This is a genomic window from Flavobacterium tibetense, from assembly GCF_003293845.1.
Lineage (GTDB): Bacteria > Bacteroidota > Bacteroidia > Flavobacteriales > Flavobacteriaceae > Flavobacterium > Flavobacterium tibetense.
Window position 1 is genome coordinate 132,611 of record NZ_QLST01000003.1, and the last position, 26,660, is coordinate 159,270.

Here is a 26,660-nt window from a genome sequence, read left to right on the forward strand (position 1 = left end):
TTAAAATTTATGGATAATAAAAATGCAAGGTCGCTTATGTAAGTCGACCTTGTTTTTTTTCCAATCGTTTACCGTTAGCGTTTTTATGAATTCTGTGGGTAAGGTGATATCACAAGCCACACAAATATGGGTGTTGGGCTGAAGTGTTGCCAACATATCTTCAAAAATTTTATTGTTTCGATACGGTGTTTCAATAAACAATTGCGACTGATTTTTTTCAAAAGAAATGCGTTCCAATTGTTTTAAGGTGCTTTTCTTTTCGCTAGCATCAATGGGTAAATAACCGTTAAAAGTAAAACTTTGACCATTCATACCGCTAGCCATTATGGCTAATAAAATAGAACTTGGTCCTACTAATGGCACCACTTGAATCCCTTTTTCATGAGCTAATTTTACAATAACAGCGCCAGGATCAGCTATACCTGGGCAGCCGGCTTCACTCATTAACCCTATATTTCTTCCTTCTAAAAGAGGTTGAATCATATTTTGATAATCGGCAACCTCAGTGTGTTTGTTGAGTAAAGAAAGTCTTAATTCGGCTTGTTTTTTATCGGGAGCAATGCTCTTTATGAATTTTCTTGCGGTTTTGTCGTTTTCCACAATGTAATCATCAATGAAATCGATACTTCTTTTAATAGTTTGCGGCATTACATCTTCAGGATTCATTTCGCCTAAAGTGGTTGGAATAAGATATAATTTGCCTAAAAAAGTGATGGGTTTCATGGGATTTTATTTATTGCAAAAATACAAATAAAAAAAGTCCCACCGAAGCAGGACTAAAGATTTTCATCTACGGCATATAGCCTTATTGTGATAAGATTAAAGATTTGAAAGTTTAATCTGTTGCAAATTAAATACATTTATTGTTAATTTGCAAATTAAGATAAACAATTCGAGAGTGTTTGGACTTTTGTTAATGATACAAAATCTAATTACTTTTCAACTAGGATATTTTTTCTAGTCATTTTAATCAAATTATTTATAAAACACCTTTGCAGAGGTGTTTTTATTTTTCAAATCACAATTTTATACAAATAATACATAAATTAGGATTCTTTATACAAATAAATACATTATTATATAGCAAAGATATTTTTTTTATTTATATTTGGACTATAAAAAGAGGAAAAAATATCAATTATTTTGTAAAATATTCATTATGAGCGGTTTAAAACTTGGATTAGATTTAGGAACGAATAGTATTGGATGGGCAATTCGAGACACAAATAAAAAAGGTAATCAAATTATTGGTGCTAATGTGATTGTGTTTCCACAAGGAGTTGGAGAAGAAAAAGGAGTGGAATTTTCTTTGGCTTCTGAAAGAACAAAACATAGAGCTTTAAGAAAATTATATAAAAGAAGGAAAAAGAGAAAAACTGATTTATTAAAACTTTTAATAGAAAATGGCTTTTGTCCTTTAACCAATGATGAGTTATTGCTTTGGTCTGTTTATAAAAAAGGACAGGAAATGAGATATCCAACAGGGAATTATGATTTTTCAGAATGGATAAAAATTAATCCTTATGAAGTAAGAGCAAAAGCAGTTAATTCTATTGTTTCAAAGTTAGAGTTAGGACGTGCTTTGTATCATATGTGTCAAAGAAGAGGCTTTAAAAGCGGGCGAAAAGATGCTGATGCTGGAAAAGACTTAATTCAATTTCAAAAAGAAAGAGAGTTATTAGAAAAAAATGGTTTCAAAACTTTAGGCGAATATTACTTTGATTTACTTGTAAAGGGTGAAAAAGTAAGAAAAACAAAATTTAGTGCCGACGATCAAGAGGTGAATTCGTCACGAATTAGTTATGTTGAAGAATTTAACTTTTTAATGAAGAGCCAGAACATTGAGAAAGAATTAGCAGATAAGTTTTTTGATACTATCTTTTTTCAAAGACCATTAAAATCTCAAAAAGGGTCGGTTGGTAAATGTACTTTAGAGAAAACAAAGTCACGCTGCGCTATAAGTCATCCATTGTTTGAAGAGTTTAGAATGTTTCAGTATTTGAATTCTATTAAAATTAAAGAGAGAAACAGCGAAAAGTTTATTTTTCTGTCAGAATATCCAGAATATTATAAAATAGCCGAAGATAAGTTCTATAGACTTAGTGCCAAAAATTTCAAATTTGTTGATATTTCAAAAGGTATTAATAATCAAGCAAAAAAAGAAAGTCTGTTTTTTGAGTTTAATTATAATGATAAATACCCAGTTGTAGGAAGCCCAACGGTTAGTAAGTTGATTGAGGTTTTTGATGCGGAAAATTGGAAGGATTGTAAAAGAATAATTCAATCAAAATATAAAAAACAAGACAATAAAAGTGTTGATGAATTGATTGATGAACTTTGGCATACACTTTTTTTTTCGGGAGATTTTGTTAATGATGTTACTTCGGATAAAATAAAAAGTTTTATTAGAAACCGTTTTTCGATTTCTGAAGAAAAAGTAAATTACTATGAAAGTATAAATTTAAAACAAGGCTATTCTTCGTTGAGTAAAAAAGCAATTGTAAAGATTTTACCTTATTTAGAAGAAAAAATAATTTATCCGTATGCTGTTTTCTTCGCAAATATTGATGTTATTATTGGAAAAGAAAAATGGAATGAAAACAAGCAATTTATTCAGGATACTATTATTGATATTATTTCGAGATATAAAGATGAAATATTAAAAATTGATATTGTTAATGGTTTGGTTGGTGATTTTATTAAAGAATACGACAATTCCAATTATGATTATTTTCTGGACGAAACAGATAGAAAGAATGTTTTAGAAAAAATCAAAGTTTTTTATGGAAAATATCTTTGGGATAAAATGTCTGAACTTGAAAAAGAAGCACTTCAGAATGAAATTGAAATCACTTTTCAAAACCAGTTACAGAAAAGAAGAGTTGGAGGATATTATTTATCTAAACCAAGAATAGATGAAATCATCAAAGACTTTTTAATTCAAGAATATAAAGTTTCAAGAGAACAAGCTGATAAATTGTATCATCCATCAGCAATGGATGCTTATCCGCAAAGTCAAGATGGTTTTTTAGGGTTGCCTTTTACTAATTCGATTAAAAATCCAATGGCAATGCGAACACTGTTTTATTTGCGTAAATTGGTAAATACATTATTAAAAGAAAAGAAAATTGCTCCAGATACAGAAATTATTATAGAATTAGCTAGAGAATTGAATGACAAAAATAAAAGGTTGGCAATTGAGAGATGGCAACGCGAAAGAGAAAGTGAAAATAAGAAGTTTAGAGAAAAATTAGAAGAATTAGCAAAAGATACCAATTCAATTGTCACCGAAACAGATGTAATTAAATACAGATTATGTCAGGAACAGAATAATAAGTGTTTATACACTAATGAAACTATTAATTGCGAAAAATTATTAGGGTCTAATCCTCAATTTGATATAGAACATACTTTTCCTAGAAGTAAATCATTTGATAATTCATTAGTTAACAAAACATTGGCTGATAAAAAATTCAATCAAATAAAAGGAAATCAAATTCCACAAGAATTGCCAGATAGATACAAGCAAAATTTCATAAATAATACAAGCCATTGGAAAGAAACAATTGAAAATTTAGAAGAGAGAATTGAGCAGCAAAAATATTTTTCCAAAGTTGCCAGTACTGTTGAGCAAAAAAATAGGGCTATCCAGCAACGACATTATTTGAAATTGGAATTGGATTATTGGAAACAAAAATTATATAGATTTACTGCGACTGAAATAAAACCTAATTTCAAAAACAGCCAGTTGGTTGATACAGGAATTATTACAAAATATTCTGAATTGTTTTTAAAATCGTTATTCCAAAGAGTCTTTCCTGCGAAAGGAACAATGGTTGCAGATGTCAGAAAATCTTGGGGTATAGAAGCAAAAGACAGAAACTATCATTATCATCACGCTATTGATGCGATTGTGCTTTCGTGTATGGATAAAAGTATTCGTGATGGATTGGCAGAAGCATTCAAAGAATCGGAGGAGAATAGATATAATGATAAGTTTAAAATCAAAAAACCTTGGAATACTTTTACAGAAGATGTTAATCAATTAAAAAATAATATAATTGTAGTTCATAATCATAAAAATACGATTGATAAACAAACGGTAAAGAAATTAAGAAAGAGAAATAAAATTCAATATGATAAATTAGGAAATATTATCTATGAGAAAGGTCAAGGCATAAGAGCATCATTACATAAAGATACTTTCTATGGCGCAATTGAAAGAGAAAATGAAAATAGTGAAAAGGAAATATGGTTTGTTATTCGAAAACCTGTTACAAATGCGTTTTCTGATGCTGAAGTAAATGCTATTGTTGACGAAGGAATTAAAAGTAGAATTATAAAACATGGACTTAAAAATGTAAAAACTGAAGAAGGATGGATTTTATTGCCAAGCGAAAAGGATAAACAAGGAAAGGAAATCAAGGAAATGTTGATAAAAAAAATCCGGGTAAAAACGGCTAATAAAAATCTTCCAAAAATAAAAGCGCAAAGTCATGTTGCTCAGGGGAAAAGAAAAGAGTATAAAGAAAGTTATTATGCTACTTTAGAAAATATTTTCGCAATGGCAATTTATGAAACGGTGAATGATAAAGGTAAAAAAGAACAAGCTTTTAATACTATTTCGGCTTTTGATTTGGCAAAACATAATCAAGGAAATGTTAAATTAGAAATGCCAGTAGAAGAAAATGTTTTTAAAAATAAAGGAAAAAAAAGTGAAATTTTAATTCCGTTATCTAAGGTTTTAAAAGTGAATCAAATGGCTCTTTTTTATGAAAATAATCCAGAAGAATTAAAAACTATTTCTAACGAAAGTTTGAGTAAGCGATTGTTTAAAATAACACAATTTGAAAGTGATGGCAGAATTCAATTTCGTCATCATGCTCAAGGTGGAGCCGATAAAGATTTAAAAAAGGAATCTTCTTTGGATTTTGAAAAATCAGCTCAAAAATTGAGGATTAGTTTAAGTAATATAAAGGCAATTTATGAGGGAAAAGATTTTATAATACATCCTTCAGGAAAAATTGATTTTTTGATTTAGCAATATTGGTGTATATTTACACCACTAAATAAAAATAGTATGGCACGTCAAAGTATCACTTTAGCCAATCAAAACGATGAATGGTTAAAACAACAAGTAGCAAATGAAGAATTTACCAGCAAAAGTGAAGCTGTAAATTATTTGATTAAACAAGCACGTGAACAAGATGCTTATGTAGAGTTTGTTCGAATGAAATTAGAGAAAGCAGAAAAAAGTGGTTTTAGCACAAAGACTAAAGAAGAATTATTAGCAGAAATTAAGAAAAAATTGAATGTATAGTTATAAACTTAATGTTCAAGCTGAAGAAGATTTGACTCGGATTTTTGAATATGGTGTTGGTAAATTTGGATTGGAACAAGCGGAGAAGTATTATGAGATGTTTTTTGAATCTTTTTCCTCGATAGCATTAAATCCTTTTCTTTTTCCCAATGCAAATCATTATAAAAAAGGATATCGCTACTGTGTTTGTGGTGTAGATACCATTTTTTATAAAGTAAATGGCGATGAAATCGAAATCATGGCGATAATAGGAAGGCAAAATTTTTAAAGTTCATTGACATAAAGTTTTTCAAAAGCTTAAACAACTAAAACCACAACAGAGTTTCTGCGATAGCGCACTCAGTTGTGGTTTGATTAAAGATTTGAAAACACGATATTCATTGTAATTGACTTGATGCCACCAGAACCGTTGTGGTTTGATTAAAGATTTGAAAACACGATATTGCCCTTTAAAAATTGTGGATGGCGAACTTGGTTGTGGTTTGATTAAAGATTTGAAAACACGATATTTTAAAAAAAGTCAACAATGCAGTTAATCAAGTTGTGGTTTGATTAAAGATTTGAAAACACGATATTTACTCCGTATTTTTCAACATAATCCAACCAGTTGTGGTTTGATTAAAGATTTGAAAACACGATATTAAGTTACAGGATCATAAGCCTTAACTCTATGTTGTGGTTTGATTAAAGATTTGAAAACACGATATTTTGGAGTTGAAATTATTAAGCAAACCACCCGTTGTGGTTTGATTAAAGATTTGAAAACACGATATTGATTTAGAATTGAAAGTTCAGCAGATTTACGTTGTGGTTTGATTAAAGATTTGAAAACACGATATTTAAAGCCGCCTTAATTTGTGGAAGCTCTGCGTTGTGGTTTGATTAAAGATTTGAAAACACGATATTAACGTAAACGAATACGGAATCGTGCAAGTAGTTGTGGTTTGATTAAAGATTTGAAAACACGATATTGAACGTAACCAGTTACAGGACCATATTCATGTTGTGGTTTGATTAAAGATTTGAAAACACGATATTAAGATTAAAGAGGACTACATCAGACATGATGTTGTGGTTTGATTAAAGATTTGAAAACACGATATTCGTGAATTAGGAATGGCAACAGGCGACAACGTTGTGGTTTGATTAAAGATTTGAAAACACGATATTTTGTTTCGGCTTCCATTAATGCTAGTTCAGTTGTGGTTTGATTAAAGATTTGAAAACACGATATTAACGATACATACAATGTGTGGCGGAAAACAGTTGTGGTTTGATTAAAGATTTGAAAACACGATATTTTACCGATTAAAAATATTATTGACATCGTTGTTGTGGTTTGATTAAAGATTTGAAAACACGATATTTCAAACGCAAACTAGAATCAGGCGGTTATGGTTGTGGTTTGATTAAAGATTTGAAAACACGATATTCCCGAAAGAAATCACTGATGGCTTTTATGGTTGTGGTTTGATTAAAGATTTGAAAACACGATATTTACCAGTTCCAACATTGTTTTCGTCCTCTAGTTGTGGTTTGATTAAAGATTTGAAAACACGATATTCAAGTTCTACAGCTACACGAGTTTTACCAGTTGTGGTTTGATTAAAGATTTGAAAACACGATATTATTCTGCTTTTTTTAGAGTGGCCATAGCTGTTGTGGTTTGATTAAAGATTTGAAAACACGATATTAAACTCACCATCAGCAGTAAGTACATCATAGTTGTGGTTTGATTAAAGATTTGAAAACACGATATTTTGTACGGCAAACTGCCAACATAACCGAAAGTTGTGGTTTGATTAAAGATTTGAAAACACGATATTGAAGTTTATCAGAGTAAATTCCTAGATCAGTTGTGGTTTGATTAAAGATTTGAAAACACGATATTCTTTGTTTATTCCAAATCCACCGCCAGCTAGTTGTGGTTTGATTAAAGATTTGAAAACACGATATTATGTTGAAGGAACTATCTTTAAAAACGATGGTTGTGGTTTGATTAAAGATTTGAAAACACGATATTGAAATATTATCAAACCAAACATTCTCGACAGTTGTGGTTTGATTAAAGATTTGAAAACACGATATTAATAACTGATTTTCATCTGCTAAAGGCAAAGTTGTGGTTTGATTAAAGATTTGAAAACACGATATTAAAAATTATTCAATCAAGAGGTTGGGATAAGTTGTGGTTTGATTAAAGATTTGAAAACACGATATTCCCTAACTCCTTTACCTCATGGATTTGATAGTTGTGGTTTGATTAAAGATTTGAAAACACGATATTTACAGATAGTTTTATTAACCCATATTCATGGTTGTGGTTTGATTAAAGATTTGAAAACACGATATTATGTGTTATAATAAGGCAACAAAAAAGGTAGTTGTGGTTTGATTAAAGATTTGAAAACACGATATTTGCCGACATACGATTAGTAAAAGACGAAAGGTTGTGGTTTGATTAAAGATTTGAAAACACGATATTCTAAAAATGTTTGTATTCTGCCATGTTATGGTTGTGGTTTGATTAAAGATTTGAAAACACGATATTGGACAACTCAATTTGCGACATTAATAGGTAGTTGTGGTTTGATTAAAGATTTGAAAACACGATATTGGCGACGCCTTTATCGATTGACTATCAATAAATTATCGTGTAATTTGCAAATAAAAAATGCTTCTTTTTTGTGGTGATAAGGCAAAATTGACGCATTTTTTGTTTTCTGTAATAGTAGCTTTGCTATTTTAACTAAAAAAAGCGACTTATAAAGCCGCTAATTGTAGAAGCTAGGTAATACCATGCTTCGTTTTTGTAATGTATTTTCTTGGAACAACCCGCGAACGTAATTACAATACAAATATACAAAACTAGTTGCAAATTGACCTTTTTTATATTATTGATTTTATGTACTAAAGTAACGAGCATATTTCTGCTATTTTTAAAATAAATAAATATCGTTTTTTCTTTTTTGTATCTTTGTAAAAATACCTTGATTATGAGAGTAGTAATAGAAGCAGATAGTCAATTTAAAAAAATGTTAGAAGAAATTGCTATTGCTATAAAAGCTAAAATAACTTTTGAAGAAAATGAAACTGATTTTTGGGATGAGTTGCCGGCTCATGTTCAAAAAGGAATTTTAGATGCTAAATCTCAAGTAGCACAAGGCAATTACAAAGTACATGAAGATGTAATGGAGGAATACAAAAAGCGTTACAAATAATGCAAATTATTTGGTCTAAAAATGCTCAAATTACTTTTGATGCTATTGTAGTTTATCTTGAAAATAATTTTGGCAATACTGTTGCAAAGAAATTTATTGCCAAAGCCAATTCAAACATTCAAGTTATTGCTAAATTTCCAAATCTTTACAAAGCCATTTCATTAAAACAAAGCGTAAGAAAAGCAACCATAAGTAAAGTTTGTTCTTTTTACTATGAAGTAAATGAAGATACAATTGTTGTTTTATACTTTTGGGATAACCGACAAGAACCCATTGATTTTTAAAATAATTCTAATTGGGTAGGTTGTGGTGCTTTTGGTACTTCGGCTTTGCCCCAAAAATTTAAAATATTACCAAATTGTTTATCGGTTATTCGTAAGATGCTCACTTTGCCTAATGGTGGAAGTAATTGGTGAATTCTTTTTTCGTGAACATCTGCACTTTCGCTACTGGCACAATGCCTAACATAAACCGAATATTGCATCATAGAAAAGCCATCTTTTAAAAGATTATTTCTAAAACCAGAAGCATTTCTTCGGTCTTTTTTAGTTTCGGTTGGTAAGTCAAAAAATACAAATAGCCACATAATTCGGTATCCATTTAGTTCCATAATTTGGGATATTTAATTTTCTTTCTATCGCCCGTGTAACATTGTTGTAAAGAACTTGCCGTTTTTTGTAATGCTACCATCAACGGACTTTTTTCTTCTTTAAAATACACCGTTCGGGTTAGAATTTGCAATAATTCAGCTTTTATTGCTGTGTTTAATTCTTGTTCAGTATAGTTTTGCATTATTTCAGCAACTTTTTCATCAACAATTGGTCGGAAAGGTTCCATGATATCATCTGCCAATGCGAATGCGTTGTATTTACTTTTATGGTGAATGCCTAAAGTGTTTAATAAGCCACTTCCCGAAAGTGCTCTAGCGGTTGCAGCTCTTAAAATAGCATAACCATAATTTAAGAAATTGTTGGGATAATCGCCAAATCGTTCTCTTTTGAAATTGTGTTCAAAAAATGATTTCCAATAAAAGTTGGCTGCAACACCTTCCATATTTGAAGTATCACCGCTCAATACTTTTGAAGCAAGAAAATCAAAATTATTGGTTTTGGAAGTTATGTTTTGAAGTAATATACCTTGATTGGTAATTTTTTCCATTACGGTTTGTTGCCAAAGTTGTTTTTTTAGTGGAACACTTGCATTGATTTGATTTTTAAAAATCTCTTGTTGGATGTGATGGCTGTTGAGGTTCAAAAACATGCCATTAGGTAAATGATTGGTGTTGCAAATGATAACCGCAGTATTGTTATCAACAAGTAAATTTAATGCTGGAACACTCAAATAGATTTCTGGATGATCAATAACAATATAGCCAATATCTTCTATCGGAATATTGGTTTCACGCGTATCGGTTTTAATTACAAGTTGTAAATTTTTGGTAGTAAGAGAGGCTTTGTTTTCGAGTAAAATTGATTTTTTTAGCATGAAAAAAGAGTTAAAATTTACTCTAATTTACTAAAAATCAATTTAATGGTTATTTTTTTTTTGATTTTCTTACTTGATTAATCGCTTTGCTATTTGTTCACAAACTTCATCTAATAATTGAAAAACATGTTCAAATCCGTCTTCACCTCCAAAGTAAGGATCTGGAACTTCTGCTTTTTTATTGGGTGTAATTTCGTCTAAAATTAGCTTCACTTTTGATTTTACGATTTCATTAGGTGCTAATTGCAATACATTTTGATAATTGGATTGGTCCATTACATAAATGTAGTCAAAAGTATGAAAATCTTGAACTTGAAATTGGCGTGCACGTTGGTTCGAGATATCAATTCCATATTTTGAAGCGATTTTCATAGAACGACTATCGGGCAATTCGTCTGCATGCCAACCACCAGTTCCAGCAGAATCTACGTGGAATTTATCTTTGGGTAATTTGGATTGTAAAATGCCTTCTGCCAATGGCGAGCGACATATGTTTCCCAAACAAACCATTAAGATTTTAGTAGCCATTACAACGACAATTTCTTGTTGATATCGTCAACGAATTTTTTAAATTGTTTATCGGTAGTCACCAAGTTGTCTACAGTTTTACAAGCATGCAATACAGTAGCGTGATCGCGATCTCCTATTTGTGATCCAATATTAGCTAATGAAGCTTTGGTAAATTTCTTAGCAAAAAACATGGCTAATTGTCTAGCTTGCACAACGTGACGTTTTCTAGTTTTAGATTTCAATGTTTCTAAATCCAATTGAAAATAATCCGATACTACTTTTTGAATATAGTCAATAGAAACTTCTCGTTTTACATTTTTAACGAATTTTTCTACTACTTGTTTCGCCAATTCAATTGTAACTTCTTTCTTGTTGAACGAAGATTGGGCTATTAAAGAGATTATAGCACCTTCTAGTTCACGAACGTTGGATTTGATATGTTTGGCTACATATTCAATAATATCTTCTGGTATTTCAACGCCATCTCTGTAAAGAATGTTTTTTAAGATAGAAATACGGGTTTCAAAATCAGGTTGGTTCAATTCAGCAGACAATCCCCATTTGAAACGTGATAATAAGCGTTGCTCAATATCTTGCATGTCAACAGGTGCTTTATCAGAAGTTAGGATAACTTGCTTGCCATTTTGGTGCAAATGATTGAAAATGTGAAAAAACACATCTTGTGTTCCCGATTTACCTGATAAAAATTGGACGTCGTCTATAATTAAAACATCGATTAATTGGTAAAAATGAATAAAATCATTTCTAGTATTTTTCTTAACCGAATCAATGTACTGTTGGGTGAAAATTTCAGCAGAAATATACAAAACCGTTTTTTCTGGAAATTTATCTTTGATTTCCACACCAATAGCGTGTGCTAAATGCGTTTTTCCAAGTCCAACTCCTCCAAAAATCAACAAAGGATTGAAAGAAGTTCCGCCTGGTTTATTGGCAACAGCCATGCCAGCACTTCTTGCTAAACGGTTGGAATCTCCTTCTAAGAAATTATCAAAGCTATAATTGGCATTCAATTGCGAATCAATGTTGATATTTCTTATTCCAGGTATTATGAACGGGTTTTTAAGTTCTGGGTTTTTTTGAACAATTGGTACATCAACCTCTTGCATTTTTACAGCTTGTCTGTTGTTGCTAGGAATTTGTTCAGTAAATGGAAGTTTATTGCCATAAGTGTTTTCCATCTTAATTTTATACAATAACTTTGCATTTGGTCCTAGTTCTTTGGTTAATGCAACTTTTAAAAGTTTTACATAGTGTTCTTCTAGCCATTCGTAGAAAAACTTACTAGGCACTTGAATAGATAATGCGTTATCGTTAAGGTCAACTGATTGGATAGGTTCAAACCATGTTTTATAGGCTTGCTCCTGAATATTATCTTTTATAAAAGACAGACAGTTTTCCCATACTGATTGCGCAGTTTTATTCATAGATGTAATTTTTATAGTTGTTTTTTTGTTCGATTAACCAAGGAAGTCTTACAGAGTAGGGTAGACTATCCTCGTAAAGTTTGGGATGACAAATATGTGAACAAAATATTGTAAAAAAAAACTAAATGCCTATTGATTTTTTAAAAAAATTATTGTAAGCCTATAGACTCTTTTTTTAAGAAATTTTTAAGAATAGTTTTTTTGTTGATAAATATCTTACAATTGTGTTTTTTGTCGATTATTGTTTTAAATAGTTATTGTAAAAAGTATAAATAAAAAGAATGAAAGAATATCAATTTACCGTAAGAGTGCGTTATGCAGAAACGGATCAAATGGGAGTGGTTTACCACGGAAATTATGCGCAATATTTTGAAATGGGACGCGTGGAGTGGCTACGAAATATGGGGGTTTCTTATAAATGGATGGAAGAAAATGGGGTGATGCTTCCAGTAGTTTCTTTGCAAATGAATTATAAGAAACCTGCTCGTTATGACGACCTTTTAACGGTTAAAACTATTTTTAAAAGTCAAACTTCGGTTAAGATTGAGTTTGATTATGAAATATATAGTGAAGCAGGTGAGTTATTAACAACAGGCTACTCGATGTTGGTTTTTGTTGATATGAAAACAGGACGTCCAATGTTACCTCCAACGTATGTATCGGAAAAGTTAATTGGTTTATAACTCTTCTTTTTCTTGAATGGTTATTTCGAATAAATTTTCAAAAATGTCGGCAATAGTGTCGGCATTTTTTTTTCTAGTCTTGATTTCGATTTCGCAACTCAATTCCATTTTTTGATTGACAATGTCTAAGTTTTTTTCTTTGATGATGCGCATTACTTTGTTCATGTTTTTATAATCAAAATGAATCAGAAAATGTTTGTCGATTGTTTTTTCAATGATAGTAGCATTTTCCAAAGCCATTTGAGCAGCCGTTTTGTATGCGGAAATCAATCCCCCAACTCCCAATTTCACGCCGCCAAAATAACGAACCACTACCACTAAAACATTGGTAACATCAAACGATTGAATTTGTCCGTAAATAGGCATTCCGGCGCTGTTGTTAGGTTCGCCATCGTCATTTGCCCGATATTGTATTTTTTCTGTTCCAATTTGATACGCATAACACCAATGACGTGCTGAAAAATGTGCTTTTTTAATTTCAGTAAGTATATTTTTTACTTCTTCTTCATTGGTTACAGGAAATGCCAAACCAAAGAATTTGCTATTTTTTTCTTTGAATAAAACTTCTTCTGAAGGCGCAGCAAGTGTTTTGTAAGTATCTTTTTCGTTAGGATTCATGCTAATAAGTTACTAGGAAAATAGCCAACAAAGCTAATAAAATTCCAAAAATATTTCGTTTGTTGAGATTTTCTTTAAAAAAAAGCATGCCTACTAAGGATGTTAATATAACAATGGAAATATTGTTAATCGTGAATAAAGTAGCACTTTGAAAAGCCTTGGCTTCAAGCATTTTAATTAAATAAAACAACGAAAAGTAATTGGGAATTCCTAAAATAATTCCTCCTAAAACATTTCGTCCTTTGATTTTTGTTTGTTGGAAAATAATTTTATAACCAATTAAAAAAATCCCCACAATGAAGGCAAATAAAAACGTTACTGTGGAAAAAATTCCTACTTGATTTTCTGGTAAATAATGACTTTGCAAGTATTTTAAACTAGCATCAATTGTTCCTGCTCCAACGAATACCAATGTTGGAAAAAGTAAATTACCAAAGGATTGAACTTCTCCTTTTTCTTTTTTAGATGTAAAATAAACAGCAATTAAAGCTAAAATTATTCCACCAATTTTTATACTATTCAATACTTCTTGAAATAGTAAAACCCCAGAGAGAATAGGAATAACTACAGACATTTTTGAAGCAACAGAAGCAACCGACAAGCCATTTTTCTGTGAAGTTATTGCAGTAGCATAAAAAGTTCCAATGAAAAGAAAGCCAAGAAAAACACTTCCAATTATCCATTCTTGATTAAAAATAGATGAAGAAAAGGTTTGATTGTCAAGAAATAGTACACCAACTAAAAAAGCAACTAAATAATTCACGACTAAAGCCTGAAGTGTATCAATGTTGAATTTTGCAAAGGATTTAATAATGACAAATAAAATAGCATTAAAAAAAATGCTTAAAAGTAGGTATAGCACTGGATTTTATAGTAAGTTTTTTTCGAATAATTGGGTTACATCTTCTTTGCCAACTTGCAAATTCCAGGTGACAAAGCCTAGTTTCTTCGCAGCATTTATATTCTCTTTTTTATCATCAATGAATAGTGTTTTTTTGGGAATTAAATTATGATTGTTGATTACAAATTTGAATGCATTTTCGTCGGGTTTTCTTAAATGAATGTCGTAAGAAAAATACACTTTTTCAAAACAGCCATAAAAATCTCTAGCAAATGATTGACCTACTTTATGTTCAAATTTATCAATATGGGTTTGATCGGTGTTACTCAACAGAAATAATCGGAATTTACCACTTAAAAGTTGTAAAAACTCCAATCGATACAAGGGGAAATCTAGAAGAATAGCATTCCAAGCTTCTCTAATAGCTAGAATATCACATTTTGCAATATGTTTTTGAATGCCACACATAAATTCCAATTCGTCAATCTTTCCGATTTCGTATTGGTAATTTAATTGTTCCAATTCTGGAGTCCATTCTTTTAAACCTAATTTCTTTAATTCACGAACGGTGGCTTCCTTGTCTAAATTCAGGAATACATCTCCAAAGTCAAAAATAATTGCCTCAATCATAATTTCTGAATAGTTTAAGTTGGTCTTTCTCCAATAAAAGACTAGTTAGAATTCTGCTTTTTGGTAATTTTGGGGAAATTACACCTTCATTAAAACTGTTTTCGGAAACAAAAACTCTAGCTTCATCCCATAAATTTGCATCAATAAAGGTTTGTAAAGTTTGACTTCCGCCTTCTACAATCACGGATTGGATATTTTCTTTATATAAAATATCTAATGTTCTTTTTGCAAGAAGGGTATCAAATATAGTATTTTTATAATAAATATTTTGTTTTTCTGTTAAATTTTTACTTTCTGTTAAGAAAAAAGTTGAAATTATTCCGTTTTTTATATGAAATTCCTCCGTTATTTTGTTCGACTTATCCCAAACAATACGAATAGGATTATTTCCTTTGAAATCGCGAGCATCTAATTTGGGGTTATCTTCTAAAACGGTACTGGTTCCCACTAAAATTGCTTGTTCTTCTGTTCGCCATTTGTGAGCCAATTGTCTGGAATAGGAATTGGTAATCCAAACGGGACTTTTTTCTGTTTTCGAAATTGGTGCAATAAAGCCATCGGCTGTTTCCGCCCATTTCAAAATAATATAAGGTCTTTTCTTTTGATGAAAAGTAAAAAAACGTTTGTTGAGTTCGTTGCATTCGTCTTCCAAAATGCCAATGGTTACATTTTTGCCGCTTTCAACTAGTTTTTTTATTCCATTTCCAGCCACTTTTGCAAATGGATCAATAGTTCCAATAACCACATTTGGAATTTTATTGGCAATAATTAAATCACAACAAGGTGGCGTTTTTCCAAAATGACTACACGGTTCTAAACTCACATAAATAGTAGCTTCTTTCAATAACGACTTATCTTTTACTGAATTCACCGCATTGACTTCTGCATGAGGTTCGCCTGCTTTTTTGTGCCAACCTTCGCCAATAATTTTACCGTTATGCACAATTACACTTCCCACCAATGGATTAGGATAAGTTGTTCCCAAGCCATTTTTGGCGAGTTCGATGCAGCGTTTCATGTAAAATTCGTGCGTTTTCATAATACAAAAGTAGTATTTTTAAGATTAAAATAATGAACATATAAGTCATATAAGTTTGAAAACGATTAAGAAGTTAATTTATAAGCTTGTATAAGTTTTTTATTTTCTTTTATGTGCTTTTTAAATCTTTCGAAAAGGTAAAAAAAACTTAAATGACTTATATGTTTAAAACAATCTCAAGTTAATTTATGTATTTTTACCCAACAATAAAAAACACCATGTTAATTAGAGAAATCCAACAAAAAGATAATGCCTCGATTGCCCAAGTAATTCGTGCTGTTTTTCATGAATTGGACGCGCCAAAAGTGGGTACTGCTTATGCTGATCCAATTTTAGATACTTTATACGAAGTTTATCAGGAACCACGTTCTATATATTATATCGTAGAAAACGAGGGAAAAGTAGTTGGTGGTTGTGGAATTGCTTCTTTAGAAAACAGTGATGCTTCCGTATGTGAATTGCAAAAAATGTATTTCGCTCCTGAGATTAGAGGAACCGGTTATGCGGAGAAAATCATTGAAAAGTGTTTGGATTTTGCCCAGAAACAAGGTTTTGAAATTTGTTATTTGGAAACCTTATCATTCATGACTGCCGCTCAAAAACTCTACAAACGAATAGGTTTTGAAAATATCGATGGTCCAATGGGAAATACTGGACATAACAGTTGTGAAGTTTGGATGACAAAAAGCTTGAATTCAAAAAAATAAATTCCAATGTTATTAAAACAATATAAAATCCACTTTTTCGATGCATTAAAAAATATCCAAGACGAGCGAGAAATCGAAAGTTTTTTCTTCATCCTGACGGAATATTTGCATAATTTAAAGCGAGTAGATGTAGCTTTGAATCCCGATTTTGAACTTTCAGAAGAAGCAATTGAAAAGTGGAACGCTATTTTAGCGGAATTACAACAAGAAAAACCTATTCAATACATAACAGGAGAAGCTTGGTTTTACGGTTTGCGATTTGAAGTCAATGAAAACACTTTAATTCCAAGACCTGAAACCGAAGAACTTGTGGAATGGATTTTGAATTCACCCATCACCCATCACCCATCACCCATCACCATTTTAGATATTGGAACAGGTTCTGGTTGTATTCCTATTTCGTTAAAAGTGAATTTGCTGCAAGCAAATGTTTCAGCGATTGATATTTCCGAAAAAGCATTGGAAGTAGCGAAAAGAAATGCTGCAATAAACAAGGTTGATATAAATTTCATTCAAGCCAATATTTTAGAAGTGGAAGATTTGTTTCAATTTCCATCACCCATCAACATCATCGTCTCCAATCCACCGTATGTTCGTGTTTTAGAGAAACAAGAAATCAAGAAAAATGTTTTGGATTATGAACCGCATTTGGCACTTTTTGTAGAAGATAATGATGCTTTACTTTTCTATAGAAAAATTGCACAATTGGCTTTGAAAAATTTGGCTCCAAACGGTTTGTTGTTTTTCGAAATTAATCAATACTTAGGTAAAGAAACAGTTGCATTATTAGAAAATCTAGGTTTCAAAAATATCGAATTGAGAAAGGATATTTATGGTAATGATAGAATGATTAGATGTTCGGTTTAGGTTTGTAGCACAACGTTTCTCAAATTTACACAGAGATTCACAGAGTTTTTTTGAATTTCATTCTGTTGAAAAGAGATACACAGAGCGTTTTACTCATTTTTATTTGAAACATATATTGAAATAACAGAATAATCTTAAGAATTTCTTAGCGCCTTTGCGTTTAAATTTATTCATATCTTAATGCCTCCACAGGATCCAATTTCGCCGCTTTAATCGCCGGAAATAATCCAGAAACAATAGTTACTACAAACGTCGTTATAAAAGCAGCAATAATAGCTATCCAAGGAATAATAAACTGAAAACCAATCGCTTTGGCAATTATAAAACCAATAGTAATTCCAAATAAAATTCCAACGATTCCTCCTAATTGACCAATAACAAGTGTTTCGGTGAAAAACTGCCAAGCAATCGTACTTCTTTTAGCGCCTAATGCTTTTCGAATACCAATTTCTCGTGTACGTTCCGAAACGGAAACTAGCATGATATTCATTAATGCAATCGAGGAGCCAAAAACAGTGATTACACCAATAATCCAAGCAATCCAACTCAAAGTTTTTGTATTGGAAAGTAAGCGCTGAATTAAGTCATCACTACGTTCAATTCCAAAGTTGTTTTTTTCTATTGGGTTTAGTTTTCGAACCATTCGCATGGTTACAATAGCATCTTCAACCGCTTCATTTAGAAGGGATTCATTGTTGACTTTTACGTTTAATTCGTAATTAATTAGCGGAGCAGAAAAAATAGAACGCGCTACTTGAGTTGGAATTAAAACTCGTAAATCTTGACTGTTGCCAAATGTAGAACCTTTTTCTTTTAAAACGCCAATGACTTTAAATTTGGCACCACGAATGGAAATGATTTTATCAATTGGGTTTTTGTCTTTGAACAAACCTTTCTCAAAATCGGAACCCAAAATACATACGTAATTGTTGTTAGTAACATCAAAAGTGTTGAAATTTCTTCCTTTTACAACATCCAAACCTTTATTGGGACAAAAATTTTCGTCTACACCAATGATGTTAATTTCAGGATCGGTTTTTTCGCCTTGGTATTTTACTTCCACTCCAGATGCGGCTGTAAATGATAGGGAAGTGGTTGTAAATGGATAGGTATATTTGTCTTGAAAAGCTCTAGCTTCTGGATACGAAATAATTGGATTAACCTTTTGTTCCACATCATTTTGGTTAATTTCTGCTGAAAAATCATAGCGACTAATAGAAAACGTATTGGCTCCCATAGAAGCAAAATCACTTAAAATGGTATTCTGTAAAGCCGAAACCACTGTAAGAATTCCTACCAATGCCGTAATTCCAAGCGCAATAATAAAAACCGTCAAAGAGGTACGCAACACCTGACTTTTTATAGAATCAAGTGCAATTTTCGTGTTTTCTTTAAATAATCCAATCATGACCATTAGACTAAAGAATGAGTTAAATGTTACATATTAAAAGTAAGAATTTAGAATTTAGAATTTAGAAAGTGAAAATCCTGAAATTTTAAATCTCTGAATTGATTTTTAATACTGCTAAATATATTCGATATTTGCAATGGAAATAACTGGCTAATGAAAGAATTTGACTTAAAGAAGCGAACAAAATCATTTACAATTTCAATATTGAATTTGGTTGATAATTTACCAATGAAAAATTCTACAAGAATTATTGCAAATCAGTTGGGGAAATCAGGAAGTTCTGTTGGAGCAAATTACAGAGCTTCTTTGCGAGCTAGAAGTGATAATGAATATTTATCAAAGATGAATATTGTTTTAGAAGAAACAGATGAATCTCATTTTTGGTTAGAAGTTCTTCAAGAATTAAAGGTTGTTGATCATAATGTATTAAATGAACTTCTAAATGAAGCAAATGAATTAACTGCTATTTTTGTAACGACTTTAAAAAATACAAAAAGCAGAATTAATAATAAATAAATTATTTTTTAGATTTCTCATTTTCAGAATTCTAAATTCTAAATTCTAAATTTAAAAATGGCACAAAAACCAAGTATACCAAAAGGAACTCGAGATTTTTCACCAGCAGAAGTGGCGAAACGCAATTATATTTTCAGTACGATAAAAACCAATTTTGAGAAATTTGGTTTTCAACCGATTGAAACGCCATCGTTTGAAAACTCAGAAACGTTAATGGGAAAATATGGGGAAGAAGGCGATCGTTTGATTTTTAAAATTTTGAATTCGGGAGATTATTTGGATAAAGTTCCAATGGAAGAACTACAAACCATAAACTACAAACAATTAACAGGTAAAATTTCCGAAAAAGCGCTTCGCTACGATTTAACTGTTCCATTTGCGCGTTACGTAGTGCAACATCAAAACGAAATTGAGTTTCCGTTCAAGCGTTACCAAATTCAACCGGTTTGGCGTGCGGATCGACCTCAAAAAGGCCGTTTTAGAGAGTTTTATCAATGTGATGCTGATGTGGTGGGTTCGAATTCACTTTGGCAAGAAGTAGAGTTGGTGCAATTGTATGACTCGGTTTTTAGTCAGTTAGGTTTAGGTGGCGTTACGATTAAAATTAACAATCGTAAAATCTTATCAGGAATTGCTGAAGTAATTGGCGCTTCGGATAAATTGATTGATTTTACGGTAGCTTTAGATAAATTAGACAAGATTGGAGAAGACGGTGTAAAAAAAGAAATGTTAGAAAAAGGCATTTCGGAAACGGCGATTGAAAAAGTACAACCATTGTTCAATTTTACAGGAAGCATCAACGAGAAAATAGAAAAATTAGCGCAATTATTAGCCAATTCTGAAGAAGGAATGAAAGGGGTTAATGAGTTGCAATTCATTTGTGATAATGTTACGACTTTAGGTTTGCAAACCGCTTTCTTGGATCTAGATGTTACGTTAGCGCGTGGTTTAAATTATTACACAGGTGCCATTTTTGAAGTCGCAGCGCCAAAAGGTGTGGCTATGGGTTCGATTGGTGGCGGTGGTCGTTATGATGATTTGACGGGAATTTTCGGATTGAAAAATATGTCGGGTGTTGGAATTTCCTTTGGTTTAGACCGAATTGCATTGGTAATGGAAGAAGTTGGTTTGTTTCCAGAAACCGTTTTAGCAACATCAAAAGCGTTATTTTTGAACTTTGGCGATAAAGAAGCGTTGTATGCAATGAAAGCCATCGGGAAATTACGTCAAAAAGGAATCAAAGTGGAATTATACCCCGATAAATCAAAAATTGACAAACAATTCAAACATGCGGATAGAAGAGGAATTCCATTTGCTGTAATTGTAGGTGAATCGGAAATGCAGCGCGAAGAATTTGGGTTGAAAAATTTAGCTACTGGCGAACAACAAAAAGTAGACTTTGCAACATTAGTTACGTTATTACAATAATTAAAAGCCGAACTTTGTCACACGCAAACTTGTCACGTTGAAAAACGTCTCTTTTTTACACAGAGATTAGACCTTAAATAATCTTAAAAATAATTTGATATGGATGTAGACGACGAAGCTAAAAAAGTAATTTGGTCCCTTCAGAACAATAAACGTACTGAAGCGGAACGCAATGTGTTTGAACCAACAGGCAAAAAACCGATGAATAGAAACGTGGTTTATGTTCTGTCGGCTTTGGGAATTACTTTTTTATTGAGTTTTGCTTTGTCTTTATTTTCTAAAGAAACTACGCATTTTTGTTTTCTGATTGATAGTTATTGCTTCAATTCCACAGAAAATCCAATCGCTTACACGTTTTATATTTTCATGAATCTTTGGATTCTAATTTTAGGAATTGGAATTGCTTATTTGATTGGAAAAAAGTTAGGAGATCGATTCAAAATTTAGAAAATCATACCATTTATGACACCAGAAAGTTTTCAAAACGATTTACAAATTGCTGAAAAATCACTTTATAATGAATGTGGTTTTCAACTTCAAAATCTTGTTTGGAATTCCGAGAGTACCAATTATGGCGCTTGTTCTTTTGAACTGAATAACTATAAAATTCAATATCGAGTAGCCAATATTACACCCACAAAAATTGGTCAGTTTGTAGCTATTTGGAAGCGAAATAACAACGGTATAACCGCTCCTTTTGATGTTGCTGATTCCTTGGATTTTATGATTATCTCAGTACGAGATTCTGGAAATTTTGGTCAATTTATCTTTCCAAAATCGGTTTTGGTTTCTAAAGGAATTATTTCTAAAAATGAAAAAGGTGGAAAGCGAGGCATTAGAGTTTATGCTCCATGGGATATTACTACAAATAAACAAGCGATACAAACTCAGGCTTGGCAAGCGAATTATTTTGTTGAAATTAAAGAAAATTTTCCAATAGACTTAGAAAAAGTAAAACGGATACTTTCGGTTTAAAAATATCCGTTTTTAGATTCTTTGATGTTTTTGTTTTCTGAATATTATTTGATGATGATTTTTTCGCTAAAAGAGTTGCCATCATTAGTTTTTACTTTTACTATGTAAACTCCAGTTTCAACATTTTTAACGGGTAATTTAATGCTGTTTTCGGAACTATTTACTTTCCAATAATCAACTTTTTGTCCCAATATCGAAAATAAAGTAATTGTTTCTATTGTTCTATTTTGTGGATTAACTAATTCAATTTTTTCTTCATTACTATTGTAGAAAACTAGTGCAGCATTACTTTCAAACTCATTAGTAGAAAGTGTTTGATTTGTGAATCGCAATGAAAATCTATTCGTAATATCTCCAGCAGGAATCACAATACTTAAATTAGATATTCTGATGTTGTGATAGCTGTCGTTAGTATTATCATGAATATAAATAGGTTGATTGGCATCAAAGTTTTCTAAATCATCAATCATGAAATGCACCATTCCCGTTTGACTCGATTTTACGGTTAACGGATAAATTGCATTTGGATTAAAAAAACCAACTCCTTGGATTACTAATTTGTAATTGTCTAATTGGAAGAAAATATCGTTAGGTTGAATGTCTATGATTTCGCCATCGTAACCCAAATTAAAATTATCATCAGCATTTTCATTCATAAAACCAATTAAGAGTTGGCGGTGAAAATTGGTGCTTCCAGTGTATCCCAATCGTATTCTTGCAAATGAATCAGGCGCTTCTTCGTCATCACTATTGTTATTTGAACTCACGAAATTATTTTCGGTTCTAAACATTTCGTTGGAGTTGGTATTGGTTTCTTTAATGAATTTACGTTGGCTATTTTGATAGATTATTTGTCCTCCATTTGAATTTCCTTTTACAAAATAACCTTGTGCTACAGTAATGTATCTTCCTGGAATTCTTGAACTTGAGCCTAATCCGCTAATTAACGCAGGAGCAACAGGAGGAACGCCACCTACTAAATTTCGAGCCGCATAACCCCCTTGGTAACCAGCTAATACATGTGTATTGTTTGATGCATAATGTTCCCAAAAATATAAAGTTCCAGTAATGGCATTTAAATTATCATTGATGAATTCATTGGCATCAAGTGCAGAAGGATAAGGATTCCCCGTTAAGTTGATATTGTTTATTCCAATTTGAATTCCTGTATTGTTAATTAAACCATTATTAGGTTTTCCTGTGAAAACATAGTTTTGTAGCTGAATATTTGGTGCAGTAACAATTCCACTTCCTTTCATAGTATAAGCTTGACCAGTTTGAAGCACAGTGTTTTCATTAATTTGTTGCCAATTGGCATATTCAGATGTTGTGTTAGTGAATTTATATAACCAATATCTAGCCAAACGCATTGGATTTGGTAAGCCATTAAACCCTGAAATCCAAATTATTGACTGTGGATTCGCTGAATTTGTGCCGTCTCGTAAAACACTTCCAACAGTAAATCCAGTGTTGTTATTTGTGGTACTAGTAACTGAACTAACTGGTGATGACCAATAATTGTAATTGAATAAATTTCCAGTTCCTTTTTGATCTTTTTCAATGGTTCCAATGCTACTTGGGTCTAAATCACTTTCGGTTGTTTGAAGCAATTGAGAATAATCATGTAAATCGATTTTTCCATCTAATTTTAAATACCAATCGTTTTGCAACTTCGTATCATTTATAACGTCAATTTGCGCATTGGAAGCAACAAACATTCCCAAATCAACATGATTAGCATCGGATAAAATGTTATGATTCACTTGAATTATGGACCAATCGTAATCATTCACATCTAAACCTCGAATTTCTTTTGCAATTGAATGTACAGCTGTTGGGAAATCTCCTGTTTGTTCTGTTACAAATGGCATTGGTGCTTCTTGTGGTTCAATTGTTTTTACGTTGAAAATTCTTGCTCCTGGCGATGTGTCGATTGCTACAGTTGTATGATTGTCTATCACATCATCTTTGTAATTATCCATTTTAAAATAGCGTACTAGATTGCCCCACGGTAAATTTGGAATGTCTTTTGGTATAACCGCACCGCGAATTTGACCGCCATTATCTTCAATTTCTTGGTATACCATTTTTTGGAATTGCGAATCCGTTAGCGCAACATTGAACAGTCGCACTTCATCTATTTTTCCTTTAAAGAATTGCGTGTTAGCAATTGGGTTTTTACCAATGGTAAATAGCGATGCATCAGTAGCAATACTGCCAGAAATAGCGACACTGTTTACCAATTCACCATTAACAAATAATTTTAGTATTTCATTTGCGCCATCGTAAACTGCTCCAATATGAATCCATTGTGAGGTGTTTAAAGTAGTGTTGTTGCTTAGACTAATCCCATTTGCAACTGTTTCAACGTGTCTTGAATTATTGATTTTTAGGTGAAATTTATCTTGTCCAACAACAATTCCTTCGGAAGAAAATGCTGTGTTAATGTTAATCCAAGCCATCATAGAAACTTGAGACCAATTATTTATTATGTTATAGTCGGTAGCGTAATCGTTTCTTCCATCGAAGGAAAGAAATAGTTTTCGTTCTAAGTTTCTTGGTGATCCAAAAACAGTATTGTCGGTATCAAAAGCATCTAAAATTCCGTCGCCATCACTATCTATGTTACCATCAATTATACCATCATTATCAGCGTCTAAATGTGCATATAGCGTATGTGAAATATCAAAAGTTACACCATCCGACATCACATCCAAATAATCGGGAATGCCGTCGCCATCTGTATCTTTTACATAATAAGCAAATGGTGCTACATTAGTTCCTTGTTCGTTGTTCCCATAAACATTAAAAGCATAGTCATAAATGTCCAAAATACCGTCTCCAAAACCTTCTAAAATTCCGTCTCCATTTGTGTCTTTGTTTCTAAATGTTTCTGATTCTGGTCCGTCGCCAACGCCGTCGCCGTTAATATCACCATCACCATTTTCATAGCCTGGATAGGCATTTGGGTTTCCTGCCCAAGATTCATCTACATCAAAAATACTGTCGTTATCACTATCTAAATCTAAATAATCAGGAACACCATCGCCGTCTGTATCTGGTATTTGATGTCCTTCTGCTAAATCATGCATGCCATTTTGGTTCACATCTACCCAATTGTATAGATAGGCTTTTCCTTCTGATAAATAACCTAATCCTGCTTCCACAACATCTGGTATTCCATCATTGTCTGAATCTAAATCAAAAACATCAGCAATTCCGTCGCCATCTAAATCACACAACGTTTGAGAAATTAAAATATCATCAAGTGCTAAATCATTACCTGTTCCACCTGTTTCATTATTGATGAATATTACTTGAAAAGCACTCACGTTTAAATTTAAGTCAGCCGTAAAATGATGCCAATCTCCAGCTAGATTTCCAGCAGTTGTTGGAGGAATATCTCCAGTTTCTACAACTGTAAGCAAATTGTTACTCATATCTCTAAATTCAACTCTAACATTTGGTCGTAAACGAGTAGCAATTCCAGGAGCATCGGTTCTGTCTAAATTTAGTACCCAAAAACTGTATGTAATTGGAATATTGGGTAAAGCACCAGTTATTTTTGCTGTGTAGAAAATTCCAGGAGTATAGGAAGCATTGAAAATTGCCATTCTACCATTAGGATTCCCTGTGTGATCTCCTCCCATGTGCCAATAAGATGGAGCCCATGAAGCAATTTGTGCCGATGGACCAACGGTGTATTTTCCGTCATTTAAATCGATTAAGTTTAGATTAGGACAATCAGGAGTGTTTACACCAACGGTTCCATCTTCATAACAATAAGTTGTTAAGGCATCATAAGTTGTATTAATTGTTGTTCTTGTTCCAGCACCAAAAGTTTCGTGTAGAAATTTATAATTTACTTTATTTCCATTTAAGGAATTACAGTTAGCTTCTTCCACCTCATCTGGTATTCCATCGTTGTCATCATCAATATCTACATTGTCAAAAATCCCATCTCCATCACTGTCAAAAAAGGTTTGAATGCCTTTTCCAACGATTTCAAATACATAAGGATTGGCATTTTCATTATTACTTGCAATTGAAATTTGGGCCGTTTTATCTCCTATTGAACTTGGGTTGAATTGTATTTGAAAAGTTGAAGAGTTATTGAAATTGATTGTGTTATTTGGGTTTTGAACAACTGTAAAATCGGAACTTCCGCTAATTTCAATTAATGGATTTCCTGTTAGGTTGATGGTATTGGTACCAATGTTTTTTATGGTAAATGTTCTCGTAACAGGATCGGTTACAATTTGTGTCTCTCCAAAGTTAGTGCCATTAGTAGGTGTAGCCGATGCATTATGAGGAATTTTTACATTATTAATACCAATGACTTCAAGATGATTACCAACTGGAGTTCCGTAAAGACTTACATTATCAATAAAGTAATAATCTGCCGTGTTGTTTTGACCATTAAGTTCGTCAAATCGGATTCTAACGCTTATTTGAGTATTCCCATTTGGAACGGAAAATGTATACGGAGAACCTACGGTATTTCCAGCACTTGCGTTGTGATTAAACGCATAAACATCAGAAGTGGTACTGTTTTTTCCGTCTATCAATTTTATTGAGGTTGGATATGTAGCCCCATTATTATAAGAAATATCTAAGTATAAATCATCATTGTCGTCTGGAGTACCATTGGAAGAAAAGAAAACGTTTACATAAACATTGGTATAAGCACTTATTGAAATATTGTCGAACGTAATAAATGGGTCATCTGGAGAACTGCTATTTGAACCACCTAGTCGAAGTCCATTTGGAGCAGAAACATAAGTTGAGGTAACCGTTTGAATAGTACCCGTGTTTAGTGTAGCGGTATAATTCCAAACGTCTTCAGTTTTGTTGTCAAATCCTTGATAAGTAATTAGAGTTTGTGAATAAACTAAAGAAAAATTGAAAAGTAAAAGAACAATCAGTACGATTTTATTTACTTTTAAAGTGTATTTTTTTTTCAT

General features: G+C 32.0%; 23 protein-coding genes and 1 CRISPR repeat array. Of the genes, 12 read left to right on the forward strand and 11 right to left on the reverse strand.

Features of this window, described 5'->3' with window-relative positions; all coding sequences use genetic code 11:
• Positions 1-723, reverse strand: a complete 723-nt coding sequence (locus DPN68_RS03485; protein ID WP_162298392.1) for an SAM-dependent methyltransferase — start codon at positions 721-723, stop codon at positions 1-3.
• A 436-nt stretch (positions 724-1,159) separates the two neighbouring features.
• On the opposite strand from DPN68_RS03485, the gene cas9 reads away from it, so the two are divergent.
• The 5 genes from cas9 to DPN68_RS03510 all read left to right on the forward strand — a co-directional run bounded on the left by cas9 (position 1,160) and on the right by DPN68_RS03510 (position 8,825).
• Positions 1,160-5,041, forward strand: coding sequence for a type II CRISPR RNA-guided endonuclease Cas9 (gene cas9, locus DPN68_RS03490; protein ID WP_113988201.1), 3,882 nt, complete (start codon positions 1,160-1,162; stop codon positions 5,039-5,041).
• A 39-nt stretch (positions 5,042-5,080) separates the two neighbouring features.
• Entirely contained in the window at positions 5,081-5,320 is a 240-nt protein-coding gene (locus tag DPN68_RS03495) for a ribbon-helix-helix domain-containing protein (RefSeq protein WP_113988202.1), read from the forward strand.
• Positions 5,313-5,588, forward strand: a complete 276-nt coding sequence (locus tag DPN68_RS03500; protein WP_113988203.1) for a type II toxin-antitoxin system RelE/ParE family toxin — start codon at positions 5,313-5,315, stop codon at positions 5,586-5,588. The genes DPN68_RS03495 and DPN68_RS03500 overlap by 8 nt, the downstream gene beginning before the upstream one ends.
• Before the next feature lie 74 nt (positions 5,589-5,662).
• Positions 5,663-7,937: direct repeats of the CRISPR family, unit length 36 nt; unit sequence GTTGTGGTTTGATTAAAGATTTGAAAACACGATATT.
• Positions 7,938-8,316: 379 nt separating this feature from the next.
• A complete protein-coding gene (locus DPN68_RS03505; RefSeq protein WP_113988204.1) occupies positions 8,317-8,541 on the forward strand; it encodes a hypothetical protein in 225 nt (74 codons plus the stop codon).
• Positions 8,541-8,825 carry a type II toxin-antitoxin system RelE/ParE family toxin gene (locus tag DPN68_RS03510; RefSeq protein WP_113988206.1) on the forward strand — a complete coding sequence of 95 codons (285 nt, stop codon included), beginning with the start codon at positions 8,541-8,543 and terminating at the stop codon, positions 8,823-8,825. The genes DPN68_RS03505 and DPN68_RS03510 overlap by 1 nt, the downstream gene beginning before the upstream one ends.
• On the opposite strand, the gene cas2 is transcribed toward DPN68_RS03510, so the two are convergent.
• From cas2 to dnaA, 4 genes are all read right to left on the reverse strand, one after another.
• The gene (cas2, locus tag DPN68_RS03515; RefSeq protein WP_113988208.1) at positions 8,822-9,151 is read right to left on the reverse strand and encodes a CRISPR-associated endonuclease Cas2; all 330 of its coding nucleotides are present in this window, start codon (positions 9,149-9,151) and stop codon (positions 8,822-8,824) included. The genes DPN68_RS03510 and cas2 overlap by 4 nt on opposite strands.
• Complete coding sequence (cas1, locus tag DPN68_RS03520) at positions 9,142-10,026, reverse strand: type II CRISPR-associated endonuclease Cas1 (protein ID WP_113988210.1); 885 nt, start codon at positions 10,024-10,026, stop codon at positions 9,142-9,144. Before cas1 ends, cas2 begins: the two co-directional genes overlap by 10 nt.
• Positions 10,027-10,095: 69 nt before the next feature.
• Positions 10,096-10,554 (reverse strand): low molecular weight protein-tyrosine-phosphatase, encoded by a 459-nt coding sequence (locus DPN68_RS03525; RefSeq protein ID WP_113988212.1) that lies wholly within the window; start codon positions 10,552-10,554, stop codon positions 10,096-10,098.
• Positions 10,554-11,981: a chromosomal replication initiator protein DnaA gene (gene dnaA / locus DPN68_RS03530; protein ID WP_113988213.1), complete on the reverse strand. Its 1,428-nt coding sequence runs from the start codon at positions 11,979-11,981 to the stop codon at positions 10,554-10,556. Before dnaA ends, DPN68_RS03525 begins: the two co-directional genes overlap by 1 nt.
• Before the next feature lie 281 nt (positions 11,982-12,262).
• Here dnaA and DPN68_RS03535 point away from each other — a divergent pair, with 281 nt between their 5' ends.
• Entirely contained in the window at positions 12,263-12,664 is a 402-nt protein-coding gene (locus DPN68_RS03535) for an acyl-CoA thioesterase (protein WP_113988215.1), read from the forward strand.
• Here DPN68_RS03535 and DPN68_RS03540 read toward each other — a convergent pair.
• From DPN68_RS03540 to ribD, 4 genes are read right to left on the reverse strand one after another with little or no spacing between them, the layout of a single operon-like run.
• A complete protein-coding gene (locus DPN68_RS03540; RefSeq protein ID WP_113988216.1) occupies positions 12,659-13,282 on the reverse strand; it encodes an IMPACT family protein in 624 nt (207 codons plus the stop codon). The genes DPN68_RS03535 and DPN68_RS03540 overlap by 6 nt on opposite strands.
• A 1-nt stretch (position 13,283) precedes the next feature.
• The gene (locus tag DPN68_RS03545; RefSeq protein WP_113988218.1) at positions 13,284-14,144 is read right to left on the reverse strand and encodes an EamA family transporter; all 861 of its coding nucleotides are present in this window, start codon (positions 14,142-14,144) and stop codon (positions 13,284-13,286) included.
• 6 nt (positions 14,145-14,150) lie between these two features.
• Positions 14,151-14,753, reverse strand: coding sequence for an HAD family hydrolase (locus DPN68_RS03550; protein WP_113988220.1), 603 nt, complete (start codon positions 14,751-14,753; stop codon positions 14,151-14,153).
• On the reverse strand, positions 14,746-15,792 hold the full coding sequence (gene ribD, locus DPN68_RS03555; protein WP_113988221.1) for a bifunctional diaminohydroxyphosphoribosylaminopyrimidine deaminase/5-amino-6-(5-phosphoribosylamino)uracil reductase RibD: 1,047 nt from the start codon (positions 15,790-15,792) through the stop codon (positions 14,746-14,748). Before ribD ends, DPN68_RS03550 begins: the two co-directional genes overlap by 8 nt.
• Before the next feature lie 218 nt (positions 15,793-16,010).
• Between ribD and DPN68_RS03560 the strand changes: the two genes are divergently transcribed.
• Both DPN68_RS03560 and prmC read left to right on the forward strand, forming a co-directional pair.
• On the forward strand, positions 16,011-16,499 hold the full coding sequence (locus DPN68_RS03560) for a GNAT family N-acetyltransferase (RefSeq protein WP_113988223.1): 489 nt from the start codon (positions 16,011-16,013) through the stop codon (positions 16,497-16,499).
• A gap of 6 nt (positions 16,500-16,505) precedes the next feature.
• Positions 16,506-17,366: a peptide chain release factor N(5)-glutamine methyltransferase gene (gene prmC, locus DPN68_RS03565; RefSeq protein ID WP_113988225.1), complete on the forward strand. Its 861-nt coding sequence runs from the start codon at positions 16,506-16,508 to the stop codon at positions 17,364-17,366.
• Positions 17,367-17,532: 166 nt separating this feature from the next.
• Here the strand turns inward: prmC and DPN68_RS03570 are convergent, their stop codons facing one another.
• A complete protein-coding gene (locus DPN68_RS03570) occupies positions 17,533-18,774 on the reverse strand; it encodes an ABC transporter permease (protein WP_113988226.1) in 1,242 nt (413 codons plus the stop codon).
• Positions 18,775-18,930: 156 nt separating this feature from the next.
• On the opposite strand from DPN68_RS03570, the gene DPN68_RS03575 reads away from it, so the two are divergent.
• The 4 genes from DPN68_RS03575 (at position 18,931) to DPN68_RS03590 (ending at position 21,696) form a co-directional block, all read left to right on the forward strand.
• Positions 18,931-19,293 carry a four helix bundle protein gene (locus DPN68_RS03575; RefSeq protein WP_113988227.1) on the forward strand — a complete coding sequence of 121 codons (363 nt, stop codon included), beginning with the start codon at positions 18,931-18,933 and terminating at the stop codon, positions 19,291-19,293.
• Between the two features lie 57 nt (positions 19,294-19,350).
• On the forward strand, positions 19,351-20,721 hold the full coding sequence (hisS, locus tag DPN68_RS03580) for a histidine--tRNA ligase (protein ID WP_113988229.1): 1,371 nt from the start codon (positions 19,351-19,353) through the stop codon (positions 20,719-20,721).
• 99 nt (positions 20,722-20,820) lie between these two features.
• Positions 20,821-21,168 (forward strand): hypothetical protein, encoded by a 348-nt coding sequence (locus tag DPN68_RS03585; protein ID WP_113988230.1) that lies wholly within the window; start codon positions 20,821-20,823, stop codon positions 21,166-21,168.
• 15 nt (positions 21,169-21,183) lie between these two features.
• Entirely contained in the window at positions 21,184-21,696 is a 513-nt protein-coding gene (locus DPN68_RS03590; RefSeq protein WP_113988232.1) for a MepB family protein, read from the forward strand.
• Positions 21,697-21,740: 44 nt separating this feature from the next.
• Here DPN68_RS03590 and DPN68_RS03595 read toward each other — a convergent pair whose 3' ends face one another.
• Positions 21,741-26,660 (reverse strand): LamG-like jellyroll fold domain-containing protein, encoded by a 4,920-nt coding sequence (locus DPN68_RS03595; RefSeq protein ID WP_113988233.1) that lies wholly within the window; start codon positions 26,658-26,660, stop codon positions 21,741-21,743.

Coding starts and splice junctions, on each gene's coding strand:
- cas9 (WP_113988201.1), top strand. CDS start 1,160: ATGAGCGGTTTAAAACTTGGATTAGATTTAGGAACGAATAGTATTGGA.
- prmC (WP_113988225.1), top strand. CDS start 16,506: ATGTTATTAAAACAATATAAAATCCACTTTTTCGATGCATTAAAAAAT.
- cas1 (WP_113988210.1), bottom strand. CDS start 10,026: ATGCTAAAAAAATCAATTTTACTCGAAAACAAAGCCTCTCTTACTACC.
- DPN68_RS03540 (WP_113988216.1), bottom strand. CDS start 13,282: ATGAATCCTAACGAAAAAGATACTTACAAAACACTTGCTGCGCCTTCA.
- DPN68_RS03550 (WP_113988220.1), bottom strand. CDS start 14,753: ATGATTGAGGCAATTATTTTTGACTTTGGAGATGTATTCCTGAATTTA.
- DPN68_RS03585 (WP_113988230.1), top strand. CDS start 20,821: ATGGATGTAGACGACGAAGCTAAAAAAGTAATTTGGTCCCTTCAGAAC.
- ribD (WP_113988221.1), bottom strand. CDS start 15,792: ATGAAAACGCACGAATTTTACATGAAACGCTGCATCGAACTCGCCAAA.
- DPN68_RS03590 (WP_113988232.1), top strand. CDS start 21,184: ATGACACCAGAAAGTTTTCAAAACGATTTACAAATTGCTGAAAAATCA.
- DPN68_RS03510 (WP_113988206.1), top strand. CDS start 8,541: ATGCAAATTATTTGGTCTAAAAATGCTCAAATTACTTTTGATGCTATT.
- cas2 (WP_113988208.1), bottom strand. CDS start 9,151: ATGGAACTAAATGGATACCGAATTATGTGGCTATTTGTATTTTTTGAC.
- dnaA (WP_113988213.1), bottom strand. CDS start 11,981: ATGAATAAAACTGCGCAATCAGTATGGGAAAACTGTCTGTCTTTTATA.
- DPN68_RS03560 (WP_113988223.1), top strand. CDS start 16,011: ATGTTAATTAGAGAAATCCAACAAAAAGATAATGCCTCGATTGCCCAA.
- DPN68_RS03495 (WP_113988202.1), top strand. CDS start 5,081: ATGGCACGTCAAAGTATCACTTTAGCCAATCAAAACGATGAATGGTTA.
- DPN68_RS03500 (WP_113988203.1), top strand. CDS start 5,313: ATGTATAGTTATAAACTTAATGTTCAAGCTGAAGAAGATTTGACTCGG.
- DPN68_RS03485 (WP_162298392.1), bottom strand. CDS start 723: ATGAAACCCATCACTTTTTTAGGCAAATTATATCTTATTCCAACCACT.
- DPN68_RS03575 (WP_113988227.1), top strand. CDS start 18,931: ATGAAAGAATTTGACTTAAAGAAGCGAACAAAATCATTTACAATTTCA.
- hisS (WP_113988229.1), top strand. CDS start 19,351: ATGGCACAAAAACCAAGTATACCAAAAGGAACTCGAGATTTTTCACCA.
- DPN68_RS03505 (WP_113988204.1), top strand. CDS start 8,317: ATGAGAGTAGTAATAGAAGCAGATAGTCAATTTAAAAAAATGTTAGAA.
- DPN68_RS03525 (WP_113988212.1), bottom strand. CDS start 10,554: ATGGCTACTAAAATCTTAATGGTTTGTTTGGGAAACATATGTCGCTCG.
- DPN68_RS03595 (WP_113988233.1), bottom strand. CDS start 26,660: ATGAAAAAAAAATACACTTTAAAAGTAAATAAAATCGTACTGATTGTT.
- DPN68_RS03570 (WP_113988226.1), bottom strand. CDS start 18,774: ATGATTGGATTATTTAAAGAAAACACGAAAATTGCACTTGATTCTATA.
- DPN68_RS03535 (WP_113988215.1), top strand. CDS start 12,263: ATGAAAGAATATCAATTTACCGTAAGAGTGCGTTATGCAGAAACGGAT.